Source organism: uncultured Marivirga sp. (assembly GCF_963974845.1).
GTDB lineage: Bacteria > Bacteroidota > Bacteroidia > Cytophagales > Cyclobacteriaceae > Marivirga > Marivirga harenae.
In genome coordinates this window covers 207,027-233,285 of the sequence record NZ_CAXBEQ010000002.1, presented here as the reverse complement: position 1 = coordinate 233,285, position 26,259 = coordinate 207,027, and the positions used below count along the sequence as shown (strand labels likewise).

General features: G+C 37.6%; 23 protein-coding genes and 1 pseudogene. 15 read left to right on the top strand and 9 right to left on the bottom strand.

Annotated elements, in window-relative coordinates; all coding sequences use genetic code 11:
- Positions 1-103: 103 nt before the first annotated feature.
- The 9 genes from nadA (at position 104) to AAC601_RS05485 (ending at position 7,539) form a co-directional block, all read left to right on the top strand.
- The gene (gene nadA / locus AAC601_RS05525; RefSeq protein WP_013454841.1) at positions 104-1,039 is read left to right on the top strand and encodes a quinolinate synthase NadA; all 936 of its coding nucleotides are present in this window, start codon (positions 104-106) and stop codon (positions 1,037-1,039) included.
- Positions 1,036-2,532: an L-aspartate oxidase gene (nadB, locus tag AAC601_RS05520; protein WP_303270933.1), complete on the top strand. Its 1,497-nt coding sequence runs from the start codon at positions 1,036-1,038 to the stop codon at positions 2,530-2,532. Before nadA ends, nadB begins: the two co-directional genes overlap by 4 nt.
- Positions 2,533-2,665: 133 nt before the next feature.
- Positions 2,666-3,100 (top strand): Rrf2 family transcriptional regulator, encoded by a 435-nt coding sequence (locus AAC601_RS05515; protein WP_303270932.1) that lies wholly within the window; start codon positions 2,666-2,668, stop codon positions 3,098-3,100.
- A 52-nt stretch (positions 3,101-3,152) separates the two neighbouring features.
- Positions 3,153-4,931 carry a cbb3-type cytochrome c oxidase subunit I gene (locus tag AAC601_RS05510; RefSeq protein ID WP_340152708.1) on the top strand — a complete coding sequence of 593 codons (1,779 nt, stop codon included), beginning with the start codon at positions 3,153-3,155 and terminating at the stop codon, positions 4,929-4,931.
- Between the two features lie 12 nt (positions 4,932-4,943).
- Positions 4,944-5,972 carry a cbb3-type cytochrome c oxidase subunit II gene (locus AAC601_RS05505; protein ID WP_303270930.1) on the top strand — a complete coding sequence of 343 codons (1,029 nt, stop codon included), beginning with the start codon at positions 4,944-4,946 and terminating at the stop codon, positions 5,970-5,972.
- The gene (locus tag AAC601_RS05500) at positions 5,969-6,250 is read left to right on the top strand and encodes a hypothetical protein (protein WP_303270929.1); all 282 of its coding nucleotides are present in this window, start codon (positions 5,969-5,971) and stop codon (positions 6,248-6,250) included. Before AAC601_RS05505 ends, AAC601_RS05500 begins: the two co-directional genes overlap by 4 nt.
- A 5-nt stretch (positions 6,251-6,255) precedes the next feature.
- A complete protein-coding gene (locus AAC601_RS05495) occupies positions 6,256-6,678 on the top strand; it encodes a cytochrome C (RefSeq protein ID WP_303270928.1) in 423 nt (140 codons plus the stop codon).
- Positions 6,678-7,073 carry a group III truncated hemoglobin gene (locus AAC601_RS05490; RefSeq protein WP_340152707.1) on the top strand — a complete coding sequence of 132 codons (396 nt, stop codon included), beginning with the start codon at positions 6,678-6,680 and terminating at the stop codon, positions 7,071-7,073. Before AAC601_RS05495 ends, AAC601_RS05490 begins: the two co-directional genes overlap by 1 nt.
- Before the next feature lies 1 nt (position 7,074).
- Entirely contained in the window at positions 7,075-7,539 is a 465-nt protein-coding gene (locus AAC601_RS05485; RefSeq protein WP_303270926.1) for a hemerythrin domain-containing protein, read from the top strand.
- A 347-nt stretch (positions 7,540-7,886) separates the two neighbouring features.
- On the opposite strand, the gene AAC601_RS05480 is transcribed toward AAC601_RS05485, so the two are convergent.
- The gene (locus tag AAC601_RS05480; RefSeq protein WP_303270925.1) at positions 7,887-8,321 is read right to left on the bottom strand and encodes an Rrf2 family transcriptional regulator; all 435 of its coding nucleotides are present in this window, start codon (positions 8,319-8,321) and stop codon (positions 7,887-7,889) included.
- Between the two features lie 38 nt (positions 8,322-8,359).
- Positions 8,360-8,770 carry a 6-carboxytetrahydropterin synthase QueD gene (gene queD, locus AAC601_RS05475; RefSeq protein ID WP_303270924.1) on the bottom strand — a complete coding sequence of 137 codons (411 nt, stop codon included), beginning with the start codon at positions 8,768-8,770 and terminating at the stop codon, positions 8,360-8,362.
- A gap of 372 nt (positions 8,771-9,142) precedes the next feature.
- Here queD and AAC601_RS05470 point away from each other — a divergent pair.
- From AAC601_RS05470 to ccsA, 6 genes and pseudogenes are all read left to right on the top strand, one after another.
- Positions 9,143-11,446, top strand: a pseudogene (locus tag AAC601_RS05470) (ribonucleoside triphosphate reductase).
- Positions 11,439-12,128, top strand: a complete 690-nt coding sequence (locus AAC601_RS05465) for an anaerobic ribonucleoside-triphosphate reductase activating protein (protein WP_303270923.1) — start codon at positions 11,439-11,441, stop codon at positions 12,126-12,128. The pseudogene AAC601_RS05470 and the gene AAC601_RS05465 overlap by 8 nt, the downstream one beginning before the upstream one ends.
- A gap of 104 nt (positions 12,129-12,232) precedes the next feature.
- A complete protein-coding gene (gene nrfH, locus AAC601_RS05460) occupies positions 12,233-12,880 on the top strand; it encodes a cytochrome c nitrite reductase small subunit (RefSeq protein WP_340152706.1) in 648 nt (215 codons plus the stop codon).
- A gap of 5 nt (positions 12,881-12,885) precedes the next feature.
- On the top strand, positions 12,886-14,379 hold the full coding sequence (nrfA, locus tag AAC601_RS05455) for an ammonia-forming cytochrome c nitrite reductase (RefSeq protein WP_303270921.1): 1,494 nt from the start codon (positions 12,886-12,888) through the stop codon (positions 14,377-14,379).
- Between the two features lie 22 nt (positions 14,380-14,401).
- Positions 14,402-15,736: an alginate export family protein gene (locus AAC601_RS05450; protein ID WP_303270920.1), complete on the top strand. Its 1,335-nt coding sequence runs from the start codon at positions 14,402-14,404 to the stop codon at positions 15,734-15,736.
- A complete protein-coding gene (gene ccsA / locus AAC601_RS05445; RefSeq protein WP_340152705.1) occupies positions 15,736-18,879 on the top strand; it encodes a cytochrome c biogenesis protein CcsA in 3,144 nt (1,047 codons plus the stop codon). Before AAC601_RS05450 ends, ccsA begins: the two co-directional genes overlap by 1 nt.
- 485 nt (positions 18,880-19,364) lie before the next feature.
- On the opposite strand, the gene AAC601_RS05440 is transcribed toward ccsA, so the two are convergent.
- The 7 genes from AAC601_RS05440 to AAC601_RS05410 form a co-directional block, all read right to left on the bottom strand.
- Positions 19,365-19,619: a cytochrome C oxidase subunit IV family protein gene (locus AAC601_RS05440; protein ID WP_303270918.1), complete on the bottom strand. Its 255-nt coding sequence runs from the start codon at positions 19,617-19,619 to the stop codon at positions 19,365-19,367.
- 24 nt (positions 19,620-19,643) lie between these two features.
- A complete protein-coding gene (locus AAC601_RS05435; protein WP_340152704.1) occupies positions 19,644-20,243 on the bottom strand; it encodes a cytochrome c oxidase subunit 3 in 600 nt (199 codons plus the stop codon).
- Complete coding sequence (locus tag AAC601_RS05430) at positions 20,234-21,193, bottom strand: PAS domain-containing protein (protein ID WP_340152703.1); 960 nt, start codon at positions 21,191-21,193, stop codon at positions 20,234-20,236. The genes AAC601_RS05435 and AAC601_RS05430 overlap by 10 nt, the downstream gene beginning before the upstream one ends.
- Before the next feature lie 2 nt (positions 21,194-21,195).
- Positions 21,196-22,959 carry a VWA domain-containing protein gene (locus AAC601_RS05425; RefSeq protein ID WP_340152702.1) on the bottom strand — a complete coding sequence of 588 codons (1,764 nt, stop codon included), beginning with the start codon at positions 22,957-22,959 and terminating at the stop codon, positions 21,196-21,198.
- A 78-nt stretch (positions 22,960-23,037) separates the two neighbouring features.
- Positions 23,038-23,814, bottom strand: a complete 777-nt coding sequence (locus AAC601_RS05420; RefSeq protein WP_303270914.1) for a CbbQ/NirQ/NorQ/GpvN family protein — start codon at positions 23,812-23,814, stop codon at positions 23,038-23,040.
- Between the two features lie 106 nt (positions 23,815-23,920).
- Positions 23,921-25,318, bottom strand: coding sequence for a cbb3-type cytochrome c oxidase subunit I (locus AAC601_RS05415; protein WP_340152701.1), 1,398 nt, complete (start codon positions 25,316-25,318; stop codon positions 23,921-23,923).
- 31 nt (positions 25,319-25,349) lie between these two features.
- Positions 25,350-25,802, bottom strand: coding sequence for a c-type cytochrome (locus AAC601_RS05410; RefSeq protein ID WP_303270912.1), 453 nt, complete (start codon positions 25,800-25,802; stop codon positions 25,350-25,352).
- Between the last annotated feature and the right edge of the window lie 457 nt (positions 25,803-26,259).

The following is a 26,259-nucleotide window of genomic DNA, read 5'->3' as shown; positions in this document are numbered from 1 at the left end:
ACATGAATCAATCTGACTGCTGATGAGTGTCATATTATTTAGGGATTCAAAATTTTAACTTTGTTTATGCATTGCATTAACATAAAGAAAGAAGAGGGAAGAGATGAATATAGCAAATAAAATATTAGAACTCAAGAAAGAGAAAAATGCGGTTTTATTGGCGCATTACTATCAATATCCTGAAATTCAAGAAATAGCTGATTTTGTGGGTGATAGTTTGGCTTTATCGAAAAAGGCATCTGAAACAGAAGCTGATATTATTGTTTTTGCTGGAGTGCATTTTATGGGGGAAACTGCCAAGTTGCTGAGCCCTCATAAAAAAGTGATTATTCCTGATTTGGCTGCTGGCTGTAGCTTAGCAGATTCTTGCTCAGCTGCTGATTTAGAAACATTACGCAATGAATATCCAGATCATACAGTAGTTACTTATATCAATTGTAGCGCTGAGGTTAAAGCCTTAAGCGACTATGTATGCACCTCTTCAAATGCTGTTGAAGTCATTAATAATATCCCAAAGAATATACCTATAATTTTTGCTCCGGATAAAAACCTCGGTAAATATCTCATTAAAGAAACCGGTAGGGATATGGTGCTTTGGGATGGAGCATGTGTGGTACACGAAGCTTTTTCTTTTGATAAATTATTAGATTTAGTAAATACCTATCCGGATGCTGAAATCATTGCACATCCAGAGTCAGAACCTCATTTTTTAAAGGTTGCCCATTTTGTTGGTTCTACCGCTTCACTTTTGAATTATGTTGATACATCTGATAAAATGGAATTTATAATAGCCACGGAGGTGGGGATTCTTCATGAAATGCAGAAAGCAGTACCTGAGAAAACTTTGATTCCTGCACCGATTGATGAGGACAACACTTGCGCATGCAGTGAATGTGCCTTTATGAAAATCAATACCATTCAAAAAATATATGACTGTTTGCTAAATGAAACCCCCGAAATTCTAATTGAAAGTACTGTATTGGAAAAAGCTAGAAAGCCTATAGAAGCCATGTTAGAATTTTCTTATTCAATAAAATGAAAACGGATATTCTCATTATTGGCAGTGGACTTGCCGGTATGGCAACGGCACTTTATTTAGCTGAACTACGTCCAGAATTACAAATTCTGATTGTAAGCAAAGCAAAAAAGGACGAATCCAATACTAAATATGCACAGGGTGGAATAGCAGGAGTTGTTGAAACTAAAATTGATAGTTTCGAGCAACATATTGAAGATACCATGAAAGCGGGACATTATCTATCCAATAGAGAAATTGTAGAATTAGTGGTTAAAACTGCCCCTGATGCCATCAAAGATTTAGAAAGATGGGGTGTGAATTTCGATTATGAAAAAGAAGGTACTTATGAATTAGGCCTTGAGGGCGGACATTCCAAGCATCGGATTTTGCATCATAAGGACAGCACCGGTAAAGAGATTTATGATAAACTGAATAAGCAAATTCAACAAAATTCTTCAATTCAGCTCATTAATAATTGTACGGCTTTAGACCTCCTTAAAAATGAGGGCAATGAAATTGAGGGAGCTTTATTCCTGAATTTAGAAAACAATAAATTTTTCAATATTACAGCACAAAGAACCATTCTGGCAAGTGGAGGTATCGGTAGGATTTTTGGGCATACCAGCAATCCAGAAGTGGCCACTGCTGATGGCTTGGCAATGTCTATACGAGCAGGAGCGGAGTTAAGTAATATGCAATTTGTTCAATTTCACCCTACCCTATTTTTCAAAGCCAATATCGAAAAGTCGTTTTTAATAAGTGAAGCATTACGAGGGTTTGGCGCTTATTTGGTGAATCAGGATGGTTGTCGTTTTATGTATAAATACAGCGTAAAGGCAGAATTGAGTCCGCGGGATACAGTAACCGCTGCTATATTTTCAGAAATGAAAAAGCAGAATACAAGCTGTGTGTTTTTAGATTGCCGGCATTTAGATGAAAGAAAACTAAAAGATAAATTTCCTTTTATATATGCATCTTGTCTGCAAAATGGAGTGGATCCTGCTAATGATTTAATTCCAGTGATTCCGGCAGCCCACTATCACTGTGGAGGTATAAAAGTGGATACAACCGGAAAAAGCAATTTGAAAAACCTCTATGCAGTTGGGGAAGTTGCAGAAACAGGGTTACATGGAGCAAATCGCTTAGCATCTAACTCTCTGCTCGAAGCCGTAGTATTCGCTCAAAGAGTAGCTGATGAAATATCAAGGAATACTGATAACATCAAATCTAATACAAGCCTTTTAAGTCACGGTTCACAAATCTCAACGCTTAGTAATACAGGGCTCGAAGACAAATTCATATGCCTTAATGAATTAATCAGACAGCTTTATACTGAAAGTAAACCAGACAGTAGACTTACAATTAAAGAAAAAATAGAAAATATTGTAAAAGACATTACGCAGAATTACGAATATCCAAGTAAGAATATACAAATCAATGAGATCATCAATATGTCTGTAGTTGCTGGAAATATCGCATCTGCAATTGTTGACCATTCCATCCGAAATAACTGAAGTTTAAAAAGCATCTACGCTCATCAATAGGTAGATATTATGACATAAGTCACAAAATTAGCGGATTTTATTTACGATAAAATTGTCCTAAAATGAAAATATGCTTTACCTTTGCCTCAAATGCAAGAAGGAAATGTTTTCAAAATCATGTGAATACGGCATCAGGGCAGTAATTTTCATAGCAGCGCAATCTAAAAAAACTGATCGTGTGAAGATCAATGATATTGCTGAAAAGATTGATTCGCCAGTGGCCTTTACAGCCAAAATTTTAGGCTCGCTAGTTAGAAATAAGATCGTATCCTCTATTACTGGTCCCAAAGGAGGCTTCTATATCGAGCAAAGTAGATTAGATAAAATATTCTTGAAAGATATTGTTCAAGTAATAGATGGTGACAAGATTTATAGAGGTTGTGGGTTAGGTCTAAACGAATGTTCCGCTAGTCAGCCATGCCCAGTTCACCATAAGTTTGCTAAAGTTCGAGCAGAAATTGATTTCATGTTATCTACTACGACATTGAAAGAATTAACCGAAGGACTACACGAAAAACTAACATTTTTGATGAGGTAAAAAAATTTGAACCTATTTACGATAAAAATATCTGAAATATAAAATTAATATAATGAAGAAAAGTATTTTGCTCTTTTTAAGTTTGATTTTCTCTCCCTTGCTAGCACTGGCTCAACAAGAATCAGTCAGTACGGAGGACTGGTATTTTAGCCCAGGTATTATTGGGACAATATTTTTGATTATAGTAGTGTTGATATTAGCCATTATTATCCTCATTGGTAGGGTTAATGGTTTTGTAAATCGATTTAATAAGAAAGATAAGGCTATCGAGCGAAAGCGGATTCTAAATGAGTTGAAAAATTTAGAGGAGCCTGAAATTGATAAAATTCTTCTTGAACGAAAATCAGCAATGAAAAACATGCTAAAGGGGGATGAATTGGGTTCTGAAATGAGCGTTTCTGACAAACGGGCTCTAATCAAAAGAATTTATGATGATCCTGAAAATTTATTTTTTGAAGAAAAGAAAAAGACTAGTCTCAGCATAGAAACGCCTAAAAGTTTAAAAACAGTAGTGCTCTATTATTTGGGAGCGGGGACATTCTGGTTGATTTTTGGTACACTGATCGGGCAATACCTGGGAATGAAATTCATTTGGCCTGATATGGAATCAGTAGCATGGCTTTCCTTTGGCAGACTACGTCCAGTTCATACCAATACCGTATTTTGGGGTTGGTCTTCTCTTACTATGATAGGGCTGGCCTATTTTGTTATTGCCAGAACATCAAACACAAAAATTCATAGTGTTAAATTGGCATATATAGCTTTCATCCTCATCAATCTATGTGTAATTATTGGCAATATCTTATTGATGGCCGGTATTAACAATGGCGGTGGAGAGTACAGAGAATATGTATGGCCGGTTATGTCGTTATTTGCAATTGGCTTGATTATTACATTTTTCAATTTTTATAAAACAGTTGCCAGTAGGAAAATATCAGAGATTTATATTTCAAACTGGTTTATTTTAGCGGCATTGATTTGGACAACTGTTTTAGCCATTATTGGATATTTACCTTTTTATCAGGATGGTCTAGGCGAAACTATTACCCAAGGCTACTACATGCATCAGGGCGTAGGCATGTGGTTCATGACTTTTACATTGGGGTTGGTTTATTATTATCTACCGGCTGCATTAAATAAACCAATTTATTCCTATTCTTTAGGGGTTCTTGCTTTTTGGACTCAAATGTTGTTCTATACCTTAATCGGGACTCATCATTTTGTATTCAGTCCTTTGCCTTGGTGGTTACAAACAGTTGCGATCGTTTTTAGTGCCGGAATGTTTATTCCTGTCTTGGCAGGTACCACTAACTTTCTATTGACAATGAAAGGTTCCTGGGCACAGATTTCAAAAAGTTATGTACTCCCATTTTTCTTAGTGGGCGTTGTCTTCTATTTTGTAGGCTCAACTCAGGGCAGCTTTCAGGCATTTAGATTCACCAATTTTGTCTGGCATTTTACTGATTTTAATGTGGCTCACTCTCACATGACTATGTATGGGATCATTGCTTTTTTCCTTTGGGCATCAATTTACGCCATAGTGCCTAAAGTAACAGGCAACGAACCTCCTCAAATATTAGTGGGAGCGCATTTTTGGTTTGCGTTCATCGGTTTATTTGCCTACATGATTTCACTAATGGTTGGAGGTACATTAAAAGGCCTAAGTTGGATTGAAGGCGAATCGTTTATTGAGTCTGTCATTCTAATGAAACCATACTGGGTATGGCGAGCAATTGGGGGAACGCTAATGTTTCTTTCTCATATCATATTTGCTTACAACTTTTATATAATGGCTAGAAGTAACAATAGCAGTATAAAATTAAAAGGATAAACTAGACTAAACATGTTTAATTTTCATAAAGATCATAGGAAATTAGTATTGACTGCACTCCTAGTGTTTGTCTTTCTGAGTACTATCATTGCAATAGTACCTTCCTACCAAATGCAAGATGTTGAACCACTGCCTCAACAAGAGCAATTGAGTGAAGAGGCGATCAAAGGACTTCAAATATATATATCGGAAGGTTGTGTAGCTTGTCATACGCAGCAGGTGCGAAACATCGAAATGGATCAAGTTTGGGGCTCGCGCCCATCCATGCCTTCAGATTACTACTACAGCAAGCAAAGAATGAATGCTTGGCAACAATCTCCTTCCCTTTTGGGAAGTGAACGTACTGGGCCAGATTTAACTAGTATCGGGAATAGACAGCCAGGAGCTAGTTGGCATCTTTTGCACTTCTATAATCCTCGTATCGTAGTAAAAGAATCCGTTATGCCTTCTTATTCCTATTTATTTAGCCATAAAGAGGAAGATGAGATGCGTGATGGGGATGAAGCTGTAGATATACCATCGGAATTTTTGAAAGAGAAAGGAAAGGTGGTAGTTGCCACCGAAGAAGTGAATAATCTTATTGCTTATATGCAATCCTTAAAACAAACTGAACTACCATCTGCAAAAGATTTTATTCCAGCTAAAAAACAAGCTTCTAAGTCCTCTACTACCTCAGATGTTGGAGGAAATGAAAATGATACAGGAATAGATGGCAAGCAGTTGTATAGTCAGACATGTTCTGCATGTCACCAACAGAATGGAGAAGGTCTCAAAGGGGCATTTCCTCCTTTAAAAGGGAGTTCTGTAGTGACAAACGAAGATCCAGAATTATTAATAAAAATTATATTACAAGGATACGATGCCAGAAGTGATTATGGGCAAATGCCTGGTTTTGCAACTCAACTTTCGGATGCGGAGATTGCGGCAATAGCTAGTCACGAACGAAGTGCTTGGGGCAATGATGCCCCTAAAGTATCCGAAGAAGAAGTGAAGAAGATTAGAGATATGGTCATGGAAGAAGCAAAAAGTAAAGAGTTATGAAAACGAAAACAAGACTGACCAAATTGCTGGTATTAGTTTTCATTTTTTTTATGAATACTGGTACTGCCTTGGCATGCGATGTTTGCGCTGAAAATCAGCCTGCAGGACTAGAGAATGTAACGCATGGAGAAGGACCTACAGCCGTTTGGGATTACGTTATTAGCTGGGGCGCTGTAATAATTGTTGGGTTTACACTGATCTACAGCTTGAAATATCTGATCAAACCCAAAGAAAACTCAAAATCACACATTAAGAATATTGTCATTGATAACCTATAATTAGGATGGAAGATAAAAGAATAGTGAAAGTTTATTTGGATGATGAAAATGAGCCTTTTGGGTCTTTTAAACCTCCAGTGAAATTTGATTTGGATACAACAAAAATAGCCGATGGTAAGCACAAGCTTAAGATTGTTGCTAAATCATCTAGTGGTGTTGAAGGAATAAAGGAGATTCCATTTGAAGTTAAAAATGGGCCTGAAATATCGGTAATTGGCCTAAAGAATCACGAAATCGTGGATAGTACAACTTCCATTACTATTAATGCTTATGGAAGCGAAACCAATGATGAGTTTGTAATTAAAGGCTCTGAAACACCCAAGGCTATTCCCGCATGGGTTTGGGCTATAGTGATAGCATTTATTGGTTTTGCATTGTTTTATCTCATAATGTACTGGGATTCGGATTTATATAACTCATTTTTCTAATGGACACTTCAGCAAAGATTCAAGATTTAGAAGACATCAAATTGTTGGTCGATACTTTTTATGGAAAAGTCAGACAAGATGAAATGCTTAAAGATATCTTTCACGAAAGAATTAAAGACCAATGGCCTGAACATCTGCAGAAAATGTATCGATTTTGGCAAACAGTTTTACTAGAGGAGCATACTTACCATGGAAGTCCATTTGCACCTCATGCTAATATGCCGGTGGAAACAGCTCATTTTAAACGTTGGATAACACTTTTTACTGCTACTGTAGATGAATTGTTCAGTGGAGATGTTGCAGAAGAAGCAAAATGGAGAGCCGGAAAAATGGCAGAAATGTTTAATTTGAAAATTCAGTATTATAAAGATTCCAACGAAAAACCAATACAGTAAAATGGAGAAAAGAAAGCCACTTAGAAGAAAAGAAGAAATGAAACCAGTGAGCCGAGACCATCACCACTCACTGTTACTTTGCTGGAAAATTAGGACAGCTTTTAAGAATAAGGTCTCAGCCGAAAGGGTGAAAAAGTATGCTGATTGGTTTTATCAGGAACATGTATTACCTCATTTTGAATTGGAGGAGAAGTATATATTTCCTGTGTTGGGTAATGAAGATGAACTCGTGAAACAAGCCTTATCAGAACATAGAAGACTCAAAAGACTTTTTGAAAATGAAGAAGAACCCCTAAAATCATTAAGTCTGCTAGAAGAAGAACTGGAAAAACATATCCGCTTTGAGGAGAGAGTCCTCTTTGAGAAAGTACAAGAAATAGCCACTGCCGGTGAACTCAAAGCCATTGAACTCCACCATGCTTCAGGCGAATTTGAAGAAAATACCGATGATGTTTTTTGGGTTTAAAAGGGTGCACCTATAATTGGGATAAACTGATGAATGAAGTCTATTAAGGCTTTGACACCCCCCTTCGCCCCGCCAGCTGGCGCGGGATACGCACGAATTACATTTTCACAATATTTTGAATTCACATCATTTCTTCAAATATTTTGATTGAAAATTTACAAAATAGTGATAAAACTTATTATTTCCTGCTGATATAAATCTGTGCGACTGTCCCCTTGAGGGGACCACAGGGGTGTTGCTCGAGTGGATTAAAGTGATTTGATCTAGTTATAAAGCAGCAGAAAGAAAGCAAGAAATAAACATAATAGACACGCTATTTATCTCTTTTAGTATTTGAGTACCAAAATTTACAACCTTAAAAAAGTCTCTCCTCTCTCCAATTTTTCAAGCAAAGCCACCATATTGGTGTTTTCCAACATTCGCTTGAGTCTTGTTCTCACTTCTTTAAACTGATAATGAATTGGACATGGTTTTTCTTCTGAGCATTGACTTAAACCTAATCCACAACCGTCATAAGTATGTGATCCGTCAATACAACGGACTACGTCTATTAGATATACCTCCTTTTGCTGCTTTTGGCTGAGGCTAAATCCACCGTTTGGCCCTTTGATAGAAGATACCAAATCATCTTTTACCAATTTTTGTAAAATTTTGGCAGTAAATGCTTCCGGTGAATCAATATTTTTTGATATATCTTTCAAACCAACATTGGTGCCTTCTTTACTTCTATTGGCAATGTAGATAGTTGCCCTTATTGCGTATTCACATGTTTTTGAAAACATTTTTTCTTCCTTAGATTAAATAAGTAATAAAAGTAAATTCATTTTTCCCATTCTCCAAAAGAGCTTGCTGTTTCATGTAACTTCAACTTCTTCAAGAACACCGGTGTGGGTAATGCATCCTGAACTTGTTTTCTTATATAATCTAGCAATCGTTCTACGGTAGGCTCATTTTCCATCCAAAAGATTGTACTCTTGATTTCCCTGGATATTCTGGCATTTTCATCATTCTTCTTTAAGACCAAAGCATGATCGAACGTTTTAAGCACCTTCTCATCGACAATTTGCTTCAATTCTTTAAAATCAATAATCATGTCATCCTCCTGTATTTCTTGAGCTGAAACTGTTACAAACAATCGATAGGAGTGACCATGTATATGCTTGCAAGCTGCCGGGTGATTGCTAAGGCGGTGAGCCGCTTCAAAACTGAATTCTTTAGTGATACTTATCATAAAAATCGAAAATATCAGCAAAGGTATTAATATGATTTAATAAAAGATATGTTTGTCCGAAATATTTGGCTTTCGGATAAAACCGAAGGCTAATAATATTGCGAAATCTGATCATAAACTATTTTTAGACAATGTGGATAACCCCCTGCTTCTCTTCTTTGCTTGCTTATTGTGTTTAATGAAGCAGGTGAAGCAAGCATTTGTAAATAACTGAATAAGAGTGTGTAAAGAGTATTTCATTTCGAAAATTGCTTGCTTTCTTGTGCTTTTTGTGGATAAATAAAGACCAATACATCCTTTGAATTATGCGATTAATGCACTTATATTCGGATATATTTATCCTTAAATAAAACAGCAAAGACGCGAATCAATATGGAAAATTATGTCATCAAAAGAAACGGAGAGTACCAGCCTCTACAGCACTTTAAAATTGAAGATGCGATCAGAAGAGGTTTCAAAAGTATAGGTGCCGAATATGATACTGATATTCTGAAAGCTGTATTAAAGAAGCTAGAAGAAAAGACCACATGGGCAGTAGAAGAAATTCAAGACATTATTGAACTACAACTCTTCGAATTCGGATATTTTGAGGTAATGCGTTCGTTTATGCTATATAGGCATACAAGGAAACTTCAAAGAAACAAAAAAGAGGGAGTAAGCTGTGATACTACATGGGTAGACAGTACTCAAACTATAGATGAATATATTGGCAAAGCTGATTGGAGAATCAATGCCAATGCTAATACCTCCTATTCCAATGCAGGTTTGGTTAACAATGTGGCAGGTAAAGTAATTGCTAATTATTGGTTGGATAAAGTTTATAATAAAGAAGAAGGCTACGCCCATCGAAATGGTGATATCCATATCCATGATCTGGATTGTTTGACCGGCTATTGTGCAGGTTGGAGTTTAAGAGTACTATTAAATGAAGGCTTCAATGGCGTAAGAGCTAGAGTAGAAAGCAAACCACCCAATCATTTTCGGGAAGCGCTTGGTCAAATGGCAAACTTTTTAGGTATTCTCCAAAGTGAATGGGCAGGAGCTCAGGCCTTCAGTTCTTTTGACACTTACCTTGCTCCGTATGTTTTCAAAGATCAGTTGACCTATGAAGAGGTCTTGAAAGGAATTAGAAGTTTCGTTTATAATTTGAACGTTCCTGCTCGCTGGGGACAATCTCCTTTTACCAATATAACACTTGATTGGGTGGTACCTGAAGATTTACGTCAACAAATACCTACTAAACAAGACCAACATCTTTTCTTAAATGTTCAGGATGAAATCTTGAAACAGAAAGCCCAAGCTAGAGGGGCAAAATCAATGGAAGAATTGACCTATCAACATTTCAAAGAAGAAATGGATATGATTAATAAGGCTTATTATACCGTGATGACGGAAGGTGATGCCAATGGGCAGCCTTTTACTTTCCCGATTCCTACGGTGAATATTACTGAGGATTTTGATTGGAATGGTAAAAACACAGATGTCCTTTTTGAAAATACAGCTAAAATTGGCTCTTCTTATTTTCAGAATTTTATTGGTAGTCAGTACACTCATGATGAAGACGGGAACAGAATTGAAAATCCACTAGCCTACAAACCCAATGCAGTAAGAAGCATGTGCTGTCGGTTGCAATTGGATTTGAGAGAGTTATTAAAAAGGGGTAATGGACTCTTTGGCAGTGCGGAAATGACCGGAAGCATTGGAGTAGTAACCATCAATATGGCGAGACTGGGTTATTTGTATAAAGGGAATGAAGCTGCTTTGTATGAGCGGCTTGACTTTCTCTTGAACATCGCTCAATCGACCTTGGAGAAAAAAAGAAGATTTATCCAGGAAATGTATGACCGAGGGCTCTATCCCTATACAAAACGCTATCTAACTCATTTCAGAAATCATTTTTCTACCATTGGGGTCAATGGTATGAATGAAATGATCAGGAATTTCACTGATGATCAGCACGATATCACTTCTCATCAAGGGATGAAAATGTCTGCCGAAATGCTCGATTTTATCAGGGGAAGAATGAAGCAGTATCAAGAAGAAACAGGCAATTTATATAATCTGGAGGCTACACCTGCTGAGGGGACCACTTACCGATTTGCCAAAGAGGATAAGAAGCGTTTCCCTGAGATATTACAAGCTGGTATAGAAGATAATATTTACTATACGAACAGCTCGCAAATACCTGCCAGTCATACAGATGATCCTTTCGAAGCCTTAATGCTACAGGATGATTTGCAATGCATGTATACAGGAGGAACGGTTTTACACTTATATATGCGCGAAAAAATTAGCTCTGCGGAAGTTTGTCGTAATTTGGTTAAGAAAGTGATGACCAATTTCAAACTCCCTTACATTACAGTAACTCCGGTTTTTAGTATTTGTCCAACCCACGGATATTTAACCGGAGAGCATGAATATTGTCCGAAATGCGATGATATTTTAAAAGAGCAATTAGAAACAGAAGAGGCCGAACTTTAATTAGTAATTTTTAAACTTTAAAAGAATAAGAAAATGGAAGCACAAGTAAAAACAGCAGCAAAGTCAGAGATAAGTGATGAATTAAGGACGAAATGTTTAGTCTACACACGGGTAATGGGCTATCATCGCCCGGTAGAGAGCTTTAACATTGGCAAAAAAGGAGAGCACAAGGAACGAAAGCATTTCAATGAGTAAGGCAACACCCATATATGACATCACCCCTTTTACACTTCTGGATTATCCAGATAAAACAGCCTGCATCATTTGGTTTGCAGGCTGTAATATGCGGTGTGGCTATTGCTATAATCCAGATATCGTTTTAGGAAAGGGGGAGATTTTCATAGCAGAAGCACTTCAATTTTTAAGGAATCGAAAAGGACTTTTGGATGGGGTAGTCATGAGTGGAGGAGAATGTACGCTTCATCCATCGCTGATTGATTTGGCTTTGGAGGTAAAAGCTTTGGGGATGAAAGTGAAGATCGACACCAATGGAAGCAGACCTGAAGTATTAAAAAAACTTTATAAAAATGATACGCTTGATTATGTAGCCCTAGATTTTAAGGCTACAGCTGAAAAATTTCAATCGATCACAAAATCAAATTTATTCACGCCATTTGAGCAAAGCTTGTCTTTTCTAGTAGAACATAAAGTGCCTTTTGAAGTGAGAACTACCGTTCATTCTGCCCAACTAAAAGCTGAAGACATTTTAAGTATGAGAAATTACTTGGTACAAAGGGCTTATCGTGGTAATTACTATCTACAGCATTTCACCAATAACAGTGAGATTTTGGAAGTAATGTCAGATTCTAACATAACAGAATTTGACAAAGAATTCTCCAGCCCCGAAGTAAAAGTACAAATGAGAAAAACTATCTGATATCTAAAAATTTGATTTTTTGTATATAAACAGTTAATTTAATGACATATGTCACAATCTCATTTAGATATATTTGATACTTTTGCTTTAGAAGGCAATTAAACATGGATATTCTACAACCAATAAAAAAATTACTCACCAGAATTGGCCTGGAACCTGACCCTAAATGGAAAAAAGTGGCGATAGTTTCTTTTGCTGTTTTGGTTGGCTTAGGTGTTTACTTATTTAAAATAAGTAATGCTGTGTCTTATCTTTCCGATGACCCACAGGCATGTGTTAACTGCCACATTATGACGCCCCAATACATCACATGGAATCATAGCTCTCACCGCGAGGTGGCCCACTGTAATGATTGTCATGTACCACACGATAATATCTTCAATAAATATTTCTTTAAAGCAAAAGATGGACTATATCATGCTTCTGTATTTACTATGAGAGCTGAGCCGGAAGTAATAACAGCTCTAGAGCCTTCTCGTGCCGTTATCCAAAGTAATTGTATCAGATGCCATGAACCTCAAGTGACCGATGCGAAAATGACTGGTTTTGTGGAGAATCATCATTCAAATAGAACAGACAGAACTTGTTGGGAATGTCACAGGGAAGTTCCTCACGGGAGAGTGAAGAGCTTATCTTCTGTAGGACATCAAATCGAGCCTATTAAACTACATACACCAGAAGAGTGGGAAATTATTCCAAGCTGGCTTAAAGAGTCATTGAAAGAACAAAAATCAAAGCAATCTAAACCTTAAATACCATGAAGAACTGGATACTTTTTGGGATCACTGCAATTGCAGTTTTTCTAATCGCAATGTTGGCATATACTGTAATAGACAGAAAAGCGGAAGCTCGTTTTGCCTATCAGCCAAAGGTAGAAATTGAAGGCATTGAGCCTAGAGACTCTGTATGGGGTCTGAATTACCCAAGACAATATCAGTCCTACATGGAGACGGCCGATACCACCTTCAAAAGCATGTATAACACCAGTGGATTTGCAGATATCCTTGATAAGCAATCGGAATTGGTGGTATTATGGGCAGGATACGGATTTGGCAAAGACTACAATCAGCCACGAGGTCATGTTTATGCCGTAACCGACATTTTGAAAACCCTCAGAACTGGAGCACCGATGAAGGAGGGGGACGGGCCAATGCCAAGTACTTGCTGGACTTGTAAAAGTCCTGATGTTCCTCGTTTAATGAGCGAAATTGGTGTTACTGAGTTTTACAGTAAGCAATTCTCTGATTTAGGAAGCCAGGTGATAAATCCGATTGGTTGCGCAGATTGCCACGATCCTAAAACAATGAATTTAACGATCACTCGTCCTGCTTTAATTGAAGCATACGAGGCTATGGGGAAAAATATCAATGATGCTTCACATCAAGAAATGCGCTCGCTAGTTTGTGCACAGTGCCATGTAGAATATTATTTTGATAAGGACAAGCCAGGTAAAGAAAAAGCCAAATATCTAACCTTTCCTTGGAAGGATGGAATGGATGTAGAATCAGCAGAAGCTTATTATGATAAAACAGATTTTGCCGACTGGGTGCATCCGATTAGTAAAACCCGCATGCTTAAAGCGCAACACCCGGACTATGAATTATTTAAACAAGGGGTGCATGCCAAGCGTGGTGTGAGTTGTGCCGATTGCCATATGCCTTACAAATCAGAAGGTGGACAGAAATTCACTGATCACCACATAGGATCTCCTTTGGAAAATGTAGAGAATTCATGCTTTGTCTGCCACAGAGAAAAAGTTTCTGATCTGGTTGATGATGTTTACGAACGTCAAAGAAAAATAAAGGAGGGGACTTCTGAATTGCAGACCTTAATAGCCAAAGCACATATAGAAGCAGGAAAAGCTTGGGAGTTAGGAGCTACTGAAGAGCAAATGAAGGAAATTCAAAAAGGTATTCGACATGCACAATGGAGATGGGATTATTCGGTAGCCTCTCATGGTGCTGCTTTTCATGCCCCTCTGGAAACAAGTAGAATTGTAACTTCAGCCACAAGAATCATCATGGAGTCTAGAATAGAATTAATGCAGTTGCTCAATTCTTTAGGTCATTCTGGAGATGTTGAAATGCCTGATTTTAACAGTAAAGAAGCGCTCCAAAAATATACAGGAATAGATATAGAAAAAGAACGATATAATAAAGAAAAATTTCTAGAGGAGATTGTACCAAAATGGATGAAAGAAGGGAAGGAAAGAGAAGCAAAAATGAATGTAACTGAAGTGGGCTCAAAATAGCCGATCCAAAAAACCATTGATTATGAAAAATATATTAAAATTCGGATTAAGTCTGATTCTGGCTTTTTCCGCACAGCTTTCCTACGCTCAATTTTCAGTTGATGGGCAAATAGTTCAACGAGCAGAGTATCGAAATGGAGAAGGTAGATTAATTGGGGTAGGCCAAGATCCAGCGACTTTTATAGCGCATCGGATGCGATTGCAGACTCGATATGAGATGGATGGGTTTACTTTTTATGCGAGCATACAGGATGTTCGGACCTGGGGCAATACTCCTCAAACCAAAGCCACTGACCCTTTTTTATCCTTGCATGAAGCTTGGGCAGAAACTTCTTTAGGTGATTATTGGAAAATAAAATTAGGAAGGCAAGAACTAAATTATGATAATGCGCGCTTTCTGGGAAATTTAGATTGGGCTTTGCAAGCCCGTGCTCATGATTTTGCTCTCATCAAGTACGAAAAGGAAAAGTTGAAAATCCACTTTGGTGGAGGATTTAACCAAGATGGGCAATCTCTTTCTGGAAATCTGTTCTTTAATCCCAACCAATATAAAGTAGCTCAAATGCTACGATATGAAAACCAGTGGGGTGACTTTAAGCTTTCGGCTCTTTTTTGGAATGATGGACGACAGTTTATTGAATCAGATGCTGCAGGGAACGTGATTAATGATCAGGTCAATTACAGCCAAACCATTGGCTTACCTACCATTAAGTATCAATTGGGTAATACTTTGCTTTCAGGTTTTTACTACCATCAGACGGGAAAGGATGTTTCCGACAGAGATGTTAATGCTTTTGATGTAAGCGCACAAATCACTCAAACTTTGAATTCAAATACTGAAAAAGGCAGCAGCTTCAAAGCAACATTGGGTATTGAAATTATCAGCGGAACCGATAATATTTCTACAGAGCAGAATAATTCCTTTAATCCACTTTACGGAACTAATCATGCGCATAATGGATATATGGATTTGTTTTTTGTGGGCGGAAGATTTGCAAATAGCGTAGGCTTGCAGGATTATTATTTAAAAGGAAGGTATCAGTTCAATCCTAAATTTTTCACGCAGTTGGACGGGCATGTTTTTTATAGCGAGGCGGAGCCTGTACCTATGAATCCAGTGCTTCCAGTTGGAATTCAGCGGTTAAGTAAATATTTAGGCACAGAGATAGATTTATCTTTCGGCTATATCTTAAACCGAGCAGTTTCTATTCAAGGAGGGTATAGCCAAATCTTCGCATCTGATACTTTTGAATTTCTGCAAGGACAAACAGCGTATAAAAATACACAAAACTGGGCTTATGTGATGTTCATATTTAGGCCCACAATGAAAAATAGATTTATAGGAGTTTTATTCTAATGAACAAAATTTTAAAAATAGTATTATCGACTAAAGTCACTTTAGTATTGTTATTGGCTTTTGCCAGTTCAATGGGCGTGGCTACTTTTATTGAAAATGATCATGGAACTGAAACTGCCAGGGCTTTAGTGTACGAAGCCTGGTGGTTTGAGCTTATTATCGTTTGGATGGCTGTTAACTTTCTGGCACACATCAACAAATATAAATTATTCAGCAAAGGAAAGTGGCCGGTGGGTTTATTTCATGTGGCCTTTGTAATTATCGTTCTGGGTGCAGGCATCACGCGCTATTTCGGTAAAGAAGGTATGATTCACATTCGTGAAAAACAGGAAGAAAGTACTTTCTATAGTAATGAAAGATATTTGCAACTGGAAGCGCTCAATCATGAAAAATCGCACTATTTTAATGAACAAGTGGCCTTCACGCCTAAAACGTTTAGCCCTTTTGAAACTAACGTTGAACTGGCGGGCCAAGAATTAAAAGTAAAAATTGCTGATTACATTGCTGCTGGAAAGGAAAGCTTTATTGAAGGAGATAACACCTATATTTCGCTGGCTGTAACCAAGGGCGAAGGCAGAGAGGATTTTTTGCTGAAAGAAGGTCAGAAGATTAAACTTGAGGATTTGGCAATCGCAACCAAAAAAGGAACTCAATCTGATGTAAAGATATTTAAAGAAGAGGGAGAGTGGATGATTGAATCTGCGAAACACTTGACAATTATGGAAATGTCCACTCAAAAAATGGGCACTTTGCATAAAAATGAAAAACGACCTCTAAAGTATATGAGCTTGTACCAGTGGGATGGTGGAGCATTTTTGGTGAAATCTATTAATGAAAACTCAGCCTTGACTTATGAACCTGAAGAGGACGAAAAGAAGGCTGAAAATATGGTGGATGTAGCGCACTTAATTGTGGAGGATAAGCAAGGAAATAAGCTGACCGATGCATTCGTCCATGTTGTTAGTATTGAACCTGACTGGACGAAGTTCGAGTATGAGGGCCAGAATTATGCCATTACTTATGGTCCTAAAGCCTTGAAACTTCCATTTAGTGTTTACCTTTCTGATTTCCAGTTAGAGCGTTATCCGGGTAGCCGAAGTCCTGCCAGCTATGCTAGTGAAGTAGAGGTGAGGGATGGTGAAACAAGTTTCCCTTTCCGAATTTATATGAACAATGTGCTCGACTATGCTGGATATCGATTTTACCAAGCTTCTTATGATACAGATGAGATGGGAACCGTACTTTCCATTAATCGAGATAGGCCGGGTACATATATCACATATTTAGGCTATACATTATTGACTTTAGGAATGCTCTTAACCCTGTTTGCGAAGAGAAGTCGCTTTGCTTTACTCAATAAAAAGCTTAACAAAATGAAAGATACTGGAACGAAAAAAGCAAGTCTGCTTATAGCATTTTTCTGCTTAAGTCTTTTTAGCCTTCATGCGCAAGACCAATCCGCTATTGAACACTCTATAGTGCCGAAAGAAAAGGCTGATGAATATGGGGAATTGATTGTTCAAGATATGGATGGGCGAATGAAACCGCTCAATACGTTGGCTCATGAAATTGTTCGTAAACTGAGCGGAAAAACTTATATGCCAGTACCATTAGAAGATGGAACTATAGAATTGACTCCAGAGCAATTTTTGCTAGCTGTTCAACTTGATCCTGTCACCTATGGAAATTTACCATTGATTAAAATCGATCGAGAGAAATCATTAGAAGCTTTTAACGCCTTGGGAGTGGAGCCAACTGATCGCTTAAGTTTTAGACAGTTTTTAGCAGAAGATGGATCCTACAAACTAAATCATCTGGTAGAAAAAGCCAATAAACTAAAGCCTCCCGAACGAAATGAAGGTCATAAAGAACTCCTAAAAACAGATGAACGATTCAATATCTTTTATGCTTTATTGTCTGGTGATTTCCTAAGACTTTTTCCGCTAGAAAATGATGAAAATAACACCTGGTTTACTAAAAATCAGTTTAATCAGGGGTTTGGAGAAGAGGATGGGCGATTTGTCAAGAATATCATTCCCCTGTATTTACAAAACCTAGATAAAGGCATCAGAGAGCAAGATTGGGAGGGAGCAGATGAGGCACTCAACTACATCAGTCTTTACCAGCAAAAGATTGGTAAAGAGGTTTACCCTTCTGATTTGGAAATTAAAGGGGAGCTCCTTTACACTAAATTAAACTTAGGAAGCCAATTGTTTGGTCCATTCTGGCTCATGGGAATTGTGATGCTCGTATTAGCAATAGTATTACTCTTTCAGGATAATAAAGCGGTTCGAATTAGCTGGAAAATAGGAACAGTTTTAAGCTGGATCGGCTTGTTGGTATTTACTTTTCATTTGGGCTTGCGTTGGTATATCGCCAAGCATCCACCGTGGAGTGATGGTTTTGAAATGCTTATTTTTGTAGCGTGGGGGGTATTATTCTTTGGATTACTATTTTCAAGAAAATCTCGATTTACATTGCCGCTGGGTCTTTTATTTTCCGGAACATTATTGTTTGTAGGCTTCTTAGACTGGCTTAATCCCGAAATTACCAATCTAATGCCTGTTTTGAATTCTTATTGGCTGAAAATTCATGTGGCGATAATCGTAAGTGGTTACGCACCGCTAGCTTTATCGGCTATAATTGGACTGTTAAGTCTCATTCTATTGATTTTTAAACCCAAAGACCCGCAAGCAAAATGGTGGAAAAGCATGGAAGAACTCACCATTGTTAACGAAATGTCGATCACGATTGGCTTATTTCTATTGGCAGTTGGTACTTTCTTAGGAGGTGTTTGGGCTAATGAAAGTTGGGGGAGGTACTGGGCTTGGGATCCAAAGGAAACATGGGCACTGATTTCTGTGATTGTTTATGCCATAGTGCTGCATATCAGACTAATTCCCAATTTAAGAGACTATCTGATTTTCAATTTAGCTACTGTTTGGGCCTTTTCCTCTATCATAATGACATCCTTCGGGGTGAATTACTACTTGTCAGGATTACATTCCTATGCCAAGGGTGACCCAGTTCCTGTACCTAACTGGGTGTATTGGTGTGTTGGTATTCTACTGATAATATCTGTGGGGGCTGTTATCCGACACAGGCAAATGAAATCTCAGGAGAAGTTGAATGTGACTACTTAGATACTCGTAAAAATGAAGTCTATTTTGAAATTCAGAAGAAAGCACGAACTGGAAAGTTCGTGCTTAATGCCATTAAGCAAAGGATTCTATAAATATTCTGTAATAAAATGAATTTGAATTAACTTAATAATCTTTCCCTCGCTTATGGTTGTCCCTAGATATGAGAAGAAAAAATTTAAATTTCCTGCACTTTGACAGCAACTATTCTCAGTATTACATTCCGTGCGTCACCACTTTGAAGAAAGAGATCTATTCTATTGAAACTTCGTTTCAATAATCTACATTCTGACAATTTCTTTAAATAGATTTAATTTCAATACATTAAAACGCATTCTTAATATTTTAACCCTTGGTTAAAATGAATAGATTCCTGCCTGCGCAGGGATGACGTTATTATCTATTTTAGTAGTATACAAAATAATGCAAGGAGAAGAAACAAACTCCCTTGCTAATCCGAACTTTCTAGCCCCTACCATTTTTCTAATCTAAAGCTGAACCCCTCCAAAAATCCCCACTATCATTGCAGAAATTACAGCTAAAAATATTACACCGAATTTCCAGATACCATGTGCTTGACGCATTTCCATATATTCCAAAACCACTAAAATGAATTTAAATACGGCCAACAGCATGACAAGGACTGCAGGAATCCACATTTGGCTTATTTCCATACCGGAAAGGTAGGTGCTTAGGATTGTTAAAATTATCAATGCGATATATACAAAAGTTAATCTTTTCATTTTATACGAGATTTAAAATTTTAATTATTGAAAAACGAGGTAGAGCGCAGGAAACAGTAAAAGCCAGATTAGGTCGCACATATGCCAAAAAGCTGCACCTGCCTTGGTATCTTCTATTATAATATGTCCTTTATTGTTTATCCTCAAGAGTATGAGCACTAAAATGACCAAACCAACTACGACATGGATTAAGTGAAAACCAGTAAGTAACCAATAGAAAGTGAAGAACAAATTTTCTTCTAAGCCTAAACCCATTTCTATCTTTTCGCTGTACTCATACCACTTAACAACTATAAAGGCACAACCAGTTATAATTGTAGCCAACATAAAATTGACTCCGGTCTTAGTATTTTGCTTCTTAAAATAGTGTACACTCGCAGCCATAAAAAAGCCACTTGTTAATAATATAATGGTGTTTGTTCCCCCCAGAACGGTATTAAGGGCCGCTGTGGATTGAGCAAACAGCACTGGGTCTTCCGTACGATAGTAGACCAGGCCAGCCAGAGCCAAACCGAACGTAAATACCTCTAGCAAGATCAAAATCCAAAGAAGTAAGCCTCCAGGCGGTGAGGATATATTTTTATAGTGTACTGTATTTTGCTGAGTTCCGGTTGTTAATTCCATTCCAATAATCTTTTTTCTCCCTTAATATCTTTTATTTCTGTAATGTCTTGAGACATCTCAACCACTCCTTTATAGTTTTTATGCTGATCACGAACTGCAAAATATCTGATGTAGATAGTTTGTCCTTTGAAATTAATCCAAAATGAAGCTTCGTTCTTGCTGCCTTTCCTGAATTCTTCTAGTATTTTAAGGACTGTACCTACACTTTTGGGAGGATGGCAAAATTTAACCTCCCGTCCTATTATGCCAGCACTTCTTGCAAATACCCTATCCTCGCCACGGTTGTAAAAAATCACTTTATCATTCTCATCCACGTATGTGAGGTCGATAGGAATCGTACGAAAGAGAAGGTTTACTTGCTCCACCGTCATATATCCTTCGTCAAAATGATAACTTTCTTTAGGAGCAAAAGATAAGTCTCTTGCAGTGTTGTCTTGCGAAGGGTGTATATACTTCACTGATTTTTCCGGTCCACAATTGGGCATCCAGCCAATTTCTTCTTCACCTGTTTGCATTTCTTTCCAGTCTTGCTCTTCTAATGTGTTTAATGCGTTGGGGAAAAGAACTGTTTGTTCAACCGCCATTAGATTGTTGATTCCATTTAATAGGTAGTGAATATTCTCATCTAGCTTTGCAAATTCTCTCGCTTCATAGTACTTTCTCAAAAGGCGAAATTGGTCACGTAAATTGTCATGGAATGACCACATATTCCGTGACGGGCCATCCCATCCTCGTTTTTCCAAATAGGGAAAAAGCTGGTTTTCCTTGCGCTCGAATCTTTTTTCGATGCTGCTAAGTTGATTAAACAGATTGTAAAATAACTGATGATCTTCAGCAGCCTTCACTTTCCGCATTTCCCAAATAATTTTCTGTAGCAAATCAATCTCTTTCATATAATGAGTAAGAGGATGCCAGTCAGCCAAATTTGCTATATCTTCTGTAATTTGCATGATTACTGATTTTTAATTTTTGTGTAAAGTTTTACTAGTGAGTGGATGAGATCCTCTGGCTTTGATAGTATTTGATAATGGTTTTGCCCGAACATTTGGGGCAGGTAATACTTTGCCTGAGACTCAATGGCGACTGCATAGGAGTTAATATTCATCAGGTCGAATTCTTTTAGGGCCTGCTTCACATCCTTTACTCCATACTTACCTTCATATCGGTCATAATCATTAGGCTTGCCATCACTCAGCAAAATCACCCATTTATTTTGACTTTCCCTGTTTTGTAAGCGAGTGCCAGCATGTCGCAGGGCAGTTCCAATTCGAGTATAGCCGCTTGGAGCAATCGCACCTACCTTGTTCTTAGCATAGGTCCAGTTTTCATCAAAATCTTTTATCGTAAGGTAGCTAGAATGATTTCTCGTTTTAGAATAAAATCCATCAATACAAAAGTCAATTCCAAATTCGTTCAGTATTTCTCCAAAGAGAATCGATACTTCTTTTTCCACATCCAAAACCCTACGGTTATTCACGAAGCTATCACTGGAAAGACTCAAATCTAGTAAAATCATCAAAGAGAGATCTTTCTGTTTCTTCCTGTTCTCAGTATAGATGTTTTCATTGGGCGTCCTTTTGGCATGCATATCCGTATAGAAATCCACTACGGCATCTAAGTCGAAATTGCTGCCATTTGAAAGCCTTCTTTGTTGTTGGGCTTTATTGTTGATAGAAGCGACCATTTTCCGAAGCGAATTCAATACGCTTTTATTTTTACGGATGGTGTTTTGATAATAATTGAAATCAAGTTCCTTTTGGAAATCAGGAAAAAGTTTACAAAAATCCTTTTTATAGCTTTTGCTTTTATAGTCCCATTCATCGTATGAAACATAAAATGCCTTGCTATCTTTTTCAGCACTCTCAGAAATAGTGGTTTGCTCTACGAAATCAGCCTGGTAAACGGAGTGAACCGGTTCATCAACTCGCACGGTCTGCCGCATGCGCAGTTCCTCTAGCGCATCCTGATGCTTTTCCAGTTCATCTGAACCATCAAAATCACGCCATACACCATCATGTTCTTCAGCAGTTTCTACCTTTTCAAAGTTATGAAGCAACACATAATCTTCTTGCTGTTTTTTATCAATGCTAATGCTTTTAATCTCCTCAACAGCTCGGGCTTTTAAAATAGTATCGGCTTTGTCCGCTGGTTTTTGTACTTTTTCATCAAAGTTTTTTAAAGGGTCGTTTTGCTGTTCTGCTTTTTGCTTTTGCATCCATTTACCGTACAGCATACTGAAATCAGCATCCTCACTATTTTCAGCTTGCTGCATGAAATAATCATAGAATTTCTTGTGCAGTTCTGCTGCCACAGGAAACTGTTCGTAAAGGATGGGCAGAATTTCTTCTGCACTTTGCAAAGCCATCTTTCGCGATAAATCCACATCATCTTCTGGATAGCTCCAGTTAATGTCTTTTTCCTGCTGTACACTTAGGTAAAGAAGCCTAAAGAAATAGAAAGAAAGGTTGGTCTCCCAAGTAGGCATTTCCGAAAATTCAATGGGCAGGAAGTAATTATTACCTTTATAACCACCTTCTTCTTCTGCCGGATATATTTCTATTGCTTTACCACTGATGGCACGTGCAAGCAGGATAAGTCTGGGTTTAATCTCTTCCAGGGCCACTTTTTGTGGTAAACTATCATTTGTTTTGTCCTTCTTTTTTTTAAGATATTTGGCTACTTTGCCAAAAATCCATTCGTCCAGATCTAATCCCATGATCTATTTATTTTGTGGTGTTCGATTTGATAAATTCGATGTTAACCTCTTTCTCTTTAGTAGAAAATGAGACGGGATCTAAATCATCAAATCACATAAATCTTTCAAAGAAGTGGTGGTATGCTCGTCATCAGTAAGTGGTTCCACTACTGCAACATGCATACTTTGCCGCTTAGCTAATCCGCTATGGATTAAAACAGAAGCATCAACCAAAAGTCGTGTGGAAACAGTTTCTGCAAGACCCAATTCCGTCAGATTTCTTATTTTATTACCTATGGCCACTATTTTTTTAGCATTGCTATGGTCAATGCCACTTTCTTTTTCCAAAATATTTGTCTCTGTTTTAGCTTCTGGATATTGGAATGACAAGGCGATAAACCTTTGCCTGGTAGATGGCTTCAATTCTTTAAATCCTTTTTGATAACCCGGATTGAAGGAAGCTACTAACATAAAATTCGGATTTGCTTTGATGGTTTCTCCTAATTTATCTATAAAGAGCTCTCGTCTGTGATCCGTCAGTGAGTGAATCGCCACAATTACATCCGGCCGGGCTTCAGCGAGTTCATCAAGGTACAGGATAGCGCCTTCTTTTACGGCCGTTGTCATGGGCCCGTCAACCCAAACAGTTTCTGCCCCCTTGATTATAAATCTACCTATTAAATCGGTGGAGGAGGTTTCTTCATGACAACTGATTGTAACTAATTTTCTATTTAGTTTCCCTGCCATAAATTCTACAAATCGGGACTTACCGCAACCTGTAGGGCCTTTCAGTAGTAGTGGTAGTTTATTACGCCAGGCGTGTTCAAATATTTCCGCCTCATTATTTATTTCCTGGTAAAATGGTAAATTTTCCATCGGTCTCGTGTTATGTTTATTATCGATTTTATGATGAAGAAGTGATGTGGCCGGAAGCTTAACTATAAAACCATAATACAACCAACATTTCTCCCGGCCTTTTACATCACATCCTAACTAATTCTTTATCAGAATTTTCATCTTTTGGTTTTCCTTCAATATCATCATTTCCTGATTTTTCTAGGGCCTCATCTGTAGGTCGGCCGTATTTAATGAATTCATAAATGTAAATTCCTATGCCAGTTGTAAAGAGTGAGGCGCAAATCAACATTACTGCAAAGTGTACCTCTACTTCATCTTGCACTTTCATAAAATCCATTTTCAATTTTCTTTCTAGATAAACCTGCACAACACCAGCTACGCCCATTGCGGTTACCATTCCTAGCATTCCGATATTAGAAAGCCAGAAAGCCAAATGGCCAGCGGTATTATTATGCCTCTTGCGACCTGTCATATTCGGCATGCTGTAACTTATAATTGCCAATACAATCATAGCATAAGCGCCCCAGAAGGCATAATGCCCATGCATGGCGGTAACCAGAGTTCCGTGTGTATAAATATTGGTTTGTGGTAAAGTATGCGCAAATCCTAACAATCCAGCTCCGATAAATGAAACGATTGAGGCTCCAATGGTCCAAAATAAAGCGATTTTATTAGGGTGATTTTTTTCGCCTTTTCTATACATATAAACTGCAAAAAGTGCCATAGCAAGAAATGCCAATGGTTCCAAAGCGGAGAAGATCCCACCCACAATCAGCCAAATTTTATTCACTCCTATATAGTAGTAGTGGTGTCCTGTTCCTAAGATACCTGAGAGGAAAGTTAAACCAACGATCACGTAAAGCCATTTCTCAATAACTTCTCTATCTACTCCCGTTAATTTTATCAACAGAAATGCTAAAATACCACCCATGATCAATTCCCAAACTCCTTCTACCCATAAGTGAACTACCCACCATCGGAAGAACGAATCAGTAACCTGACTGTCAAACCAGATCATGCCAGGGATGTATAGTAAAGCAGCAAAAAACAGTCCCATCACTAATACCATCGCTGTAGTGGTCTTTCTTTTTCCTTTGTATAAGGTGGTAATGATGATGCCCAAGAAAAGCAGTACATTAATAACGACCAGAAAATCTAGCTCTCTAGGGATTTCCAGAAATTTCCTACCTTCCCAAATATTAAAATGATAGCCCGTTATAGCTGCAACTCCTACCAAAGCAAGCGATATTAATTGAACGTAGGCAAGTTTTACACTCACCAGTTCTCGTTGAGCTTCTTCAGGAATGATATAATAAGCTGCCCCCATAAAACCACTCAGCAACCAAACAACCAGCAGATTAGTATGAACAGCTCTTGCTGCATTAAAAGGTATAAAATCGTGGAAAACGTCAAATCCAATCCGTGCAAAGCCCATAATAAAGCCATACACTATTTGCAGTGAAAACAGTAGCATACATAATGCAAAGAACCAGTAGGCTACTTTTTGAGATTTATATTTCATCTTTTTATAGTTAAAGTTTTAGATTTTGCTTTTACTCCTCATTCATCTTTTCCATTCTATCTTTCGCCAAAGGGGACACCATTCTATCAAATCCATTCAGATCCAATTCCCCAATCCATTTAAAATACTCGATCATGGCTTCTGCCTCTTCCTCGCTCATTTCATAAGCCACCATTTTTCTACCATTTGGAGCCCATGGAACAGGAGACATTAAAATAGCCTTGATGATTGGTTCGCCTTTTCTATCCACCACTTTGGTGAGTTCTGGGGCATAATAGCCGCCTTCTCCCATTATGGAGTGACAGCCCATGCAGTTGTTGGTTTCCCATAAATGTTTTCCTTTTATTACTTCTGCAGTAATATTTTCGTGATTAGTCTGATCGTTGGATGGCATCATGGAATAGATGGTTAAGCCGATAAAAATCAGGAAGGTGACCAGTGTTCCTCCCAGAAAAAAAGCCTGTGCTTGCGATTTTGATAACATGACTATTTGCTTTTAGTGGATACTCATTAATAAAGGATAAAAAGATCCTTTAATATTCAAAGATATATCCAGATTTCATATTTTTCAATAGGGGATTAAAAAAAATGAGGGAAAGGTCAGACTGAATTCTTTATGAAAACTCTTTTAAATCGTTTAAATTGACATTTTACGTAAATAGAGCTTCGTTTATATGCCAAAAAACAGCTTCATCCTTGATTTATATCATAGTTTTTGAATGCTGCTAGAAGACGCACTTAATTATATTTTGATAAAAGATAAGCATAAGGTGCTGTATGAATTTGATTATTAATTGATTTTCAAAAACTTTGACCCTTCTCATTTTTTTGACTGACTTAAAGCAGGATTAGTCTGAAAACAAGCCTATACCTTTGATATTTTCAAATAAGTTCAATGGATTCGTATACAATGTATATGTCCTTATAATATCAAAGTTATT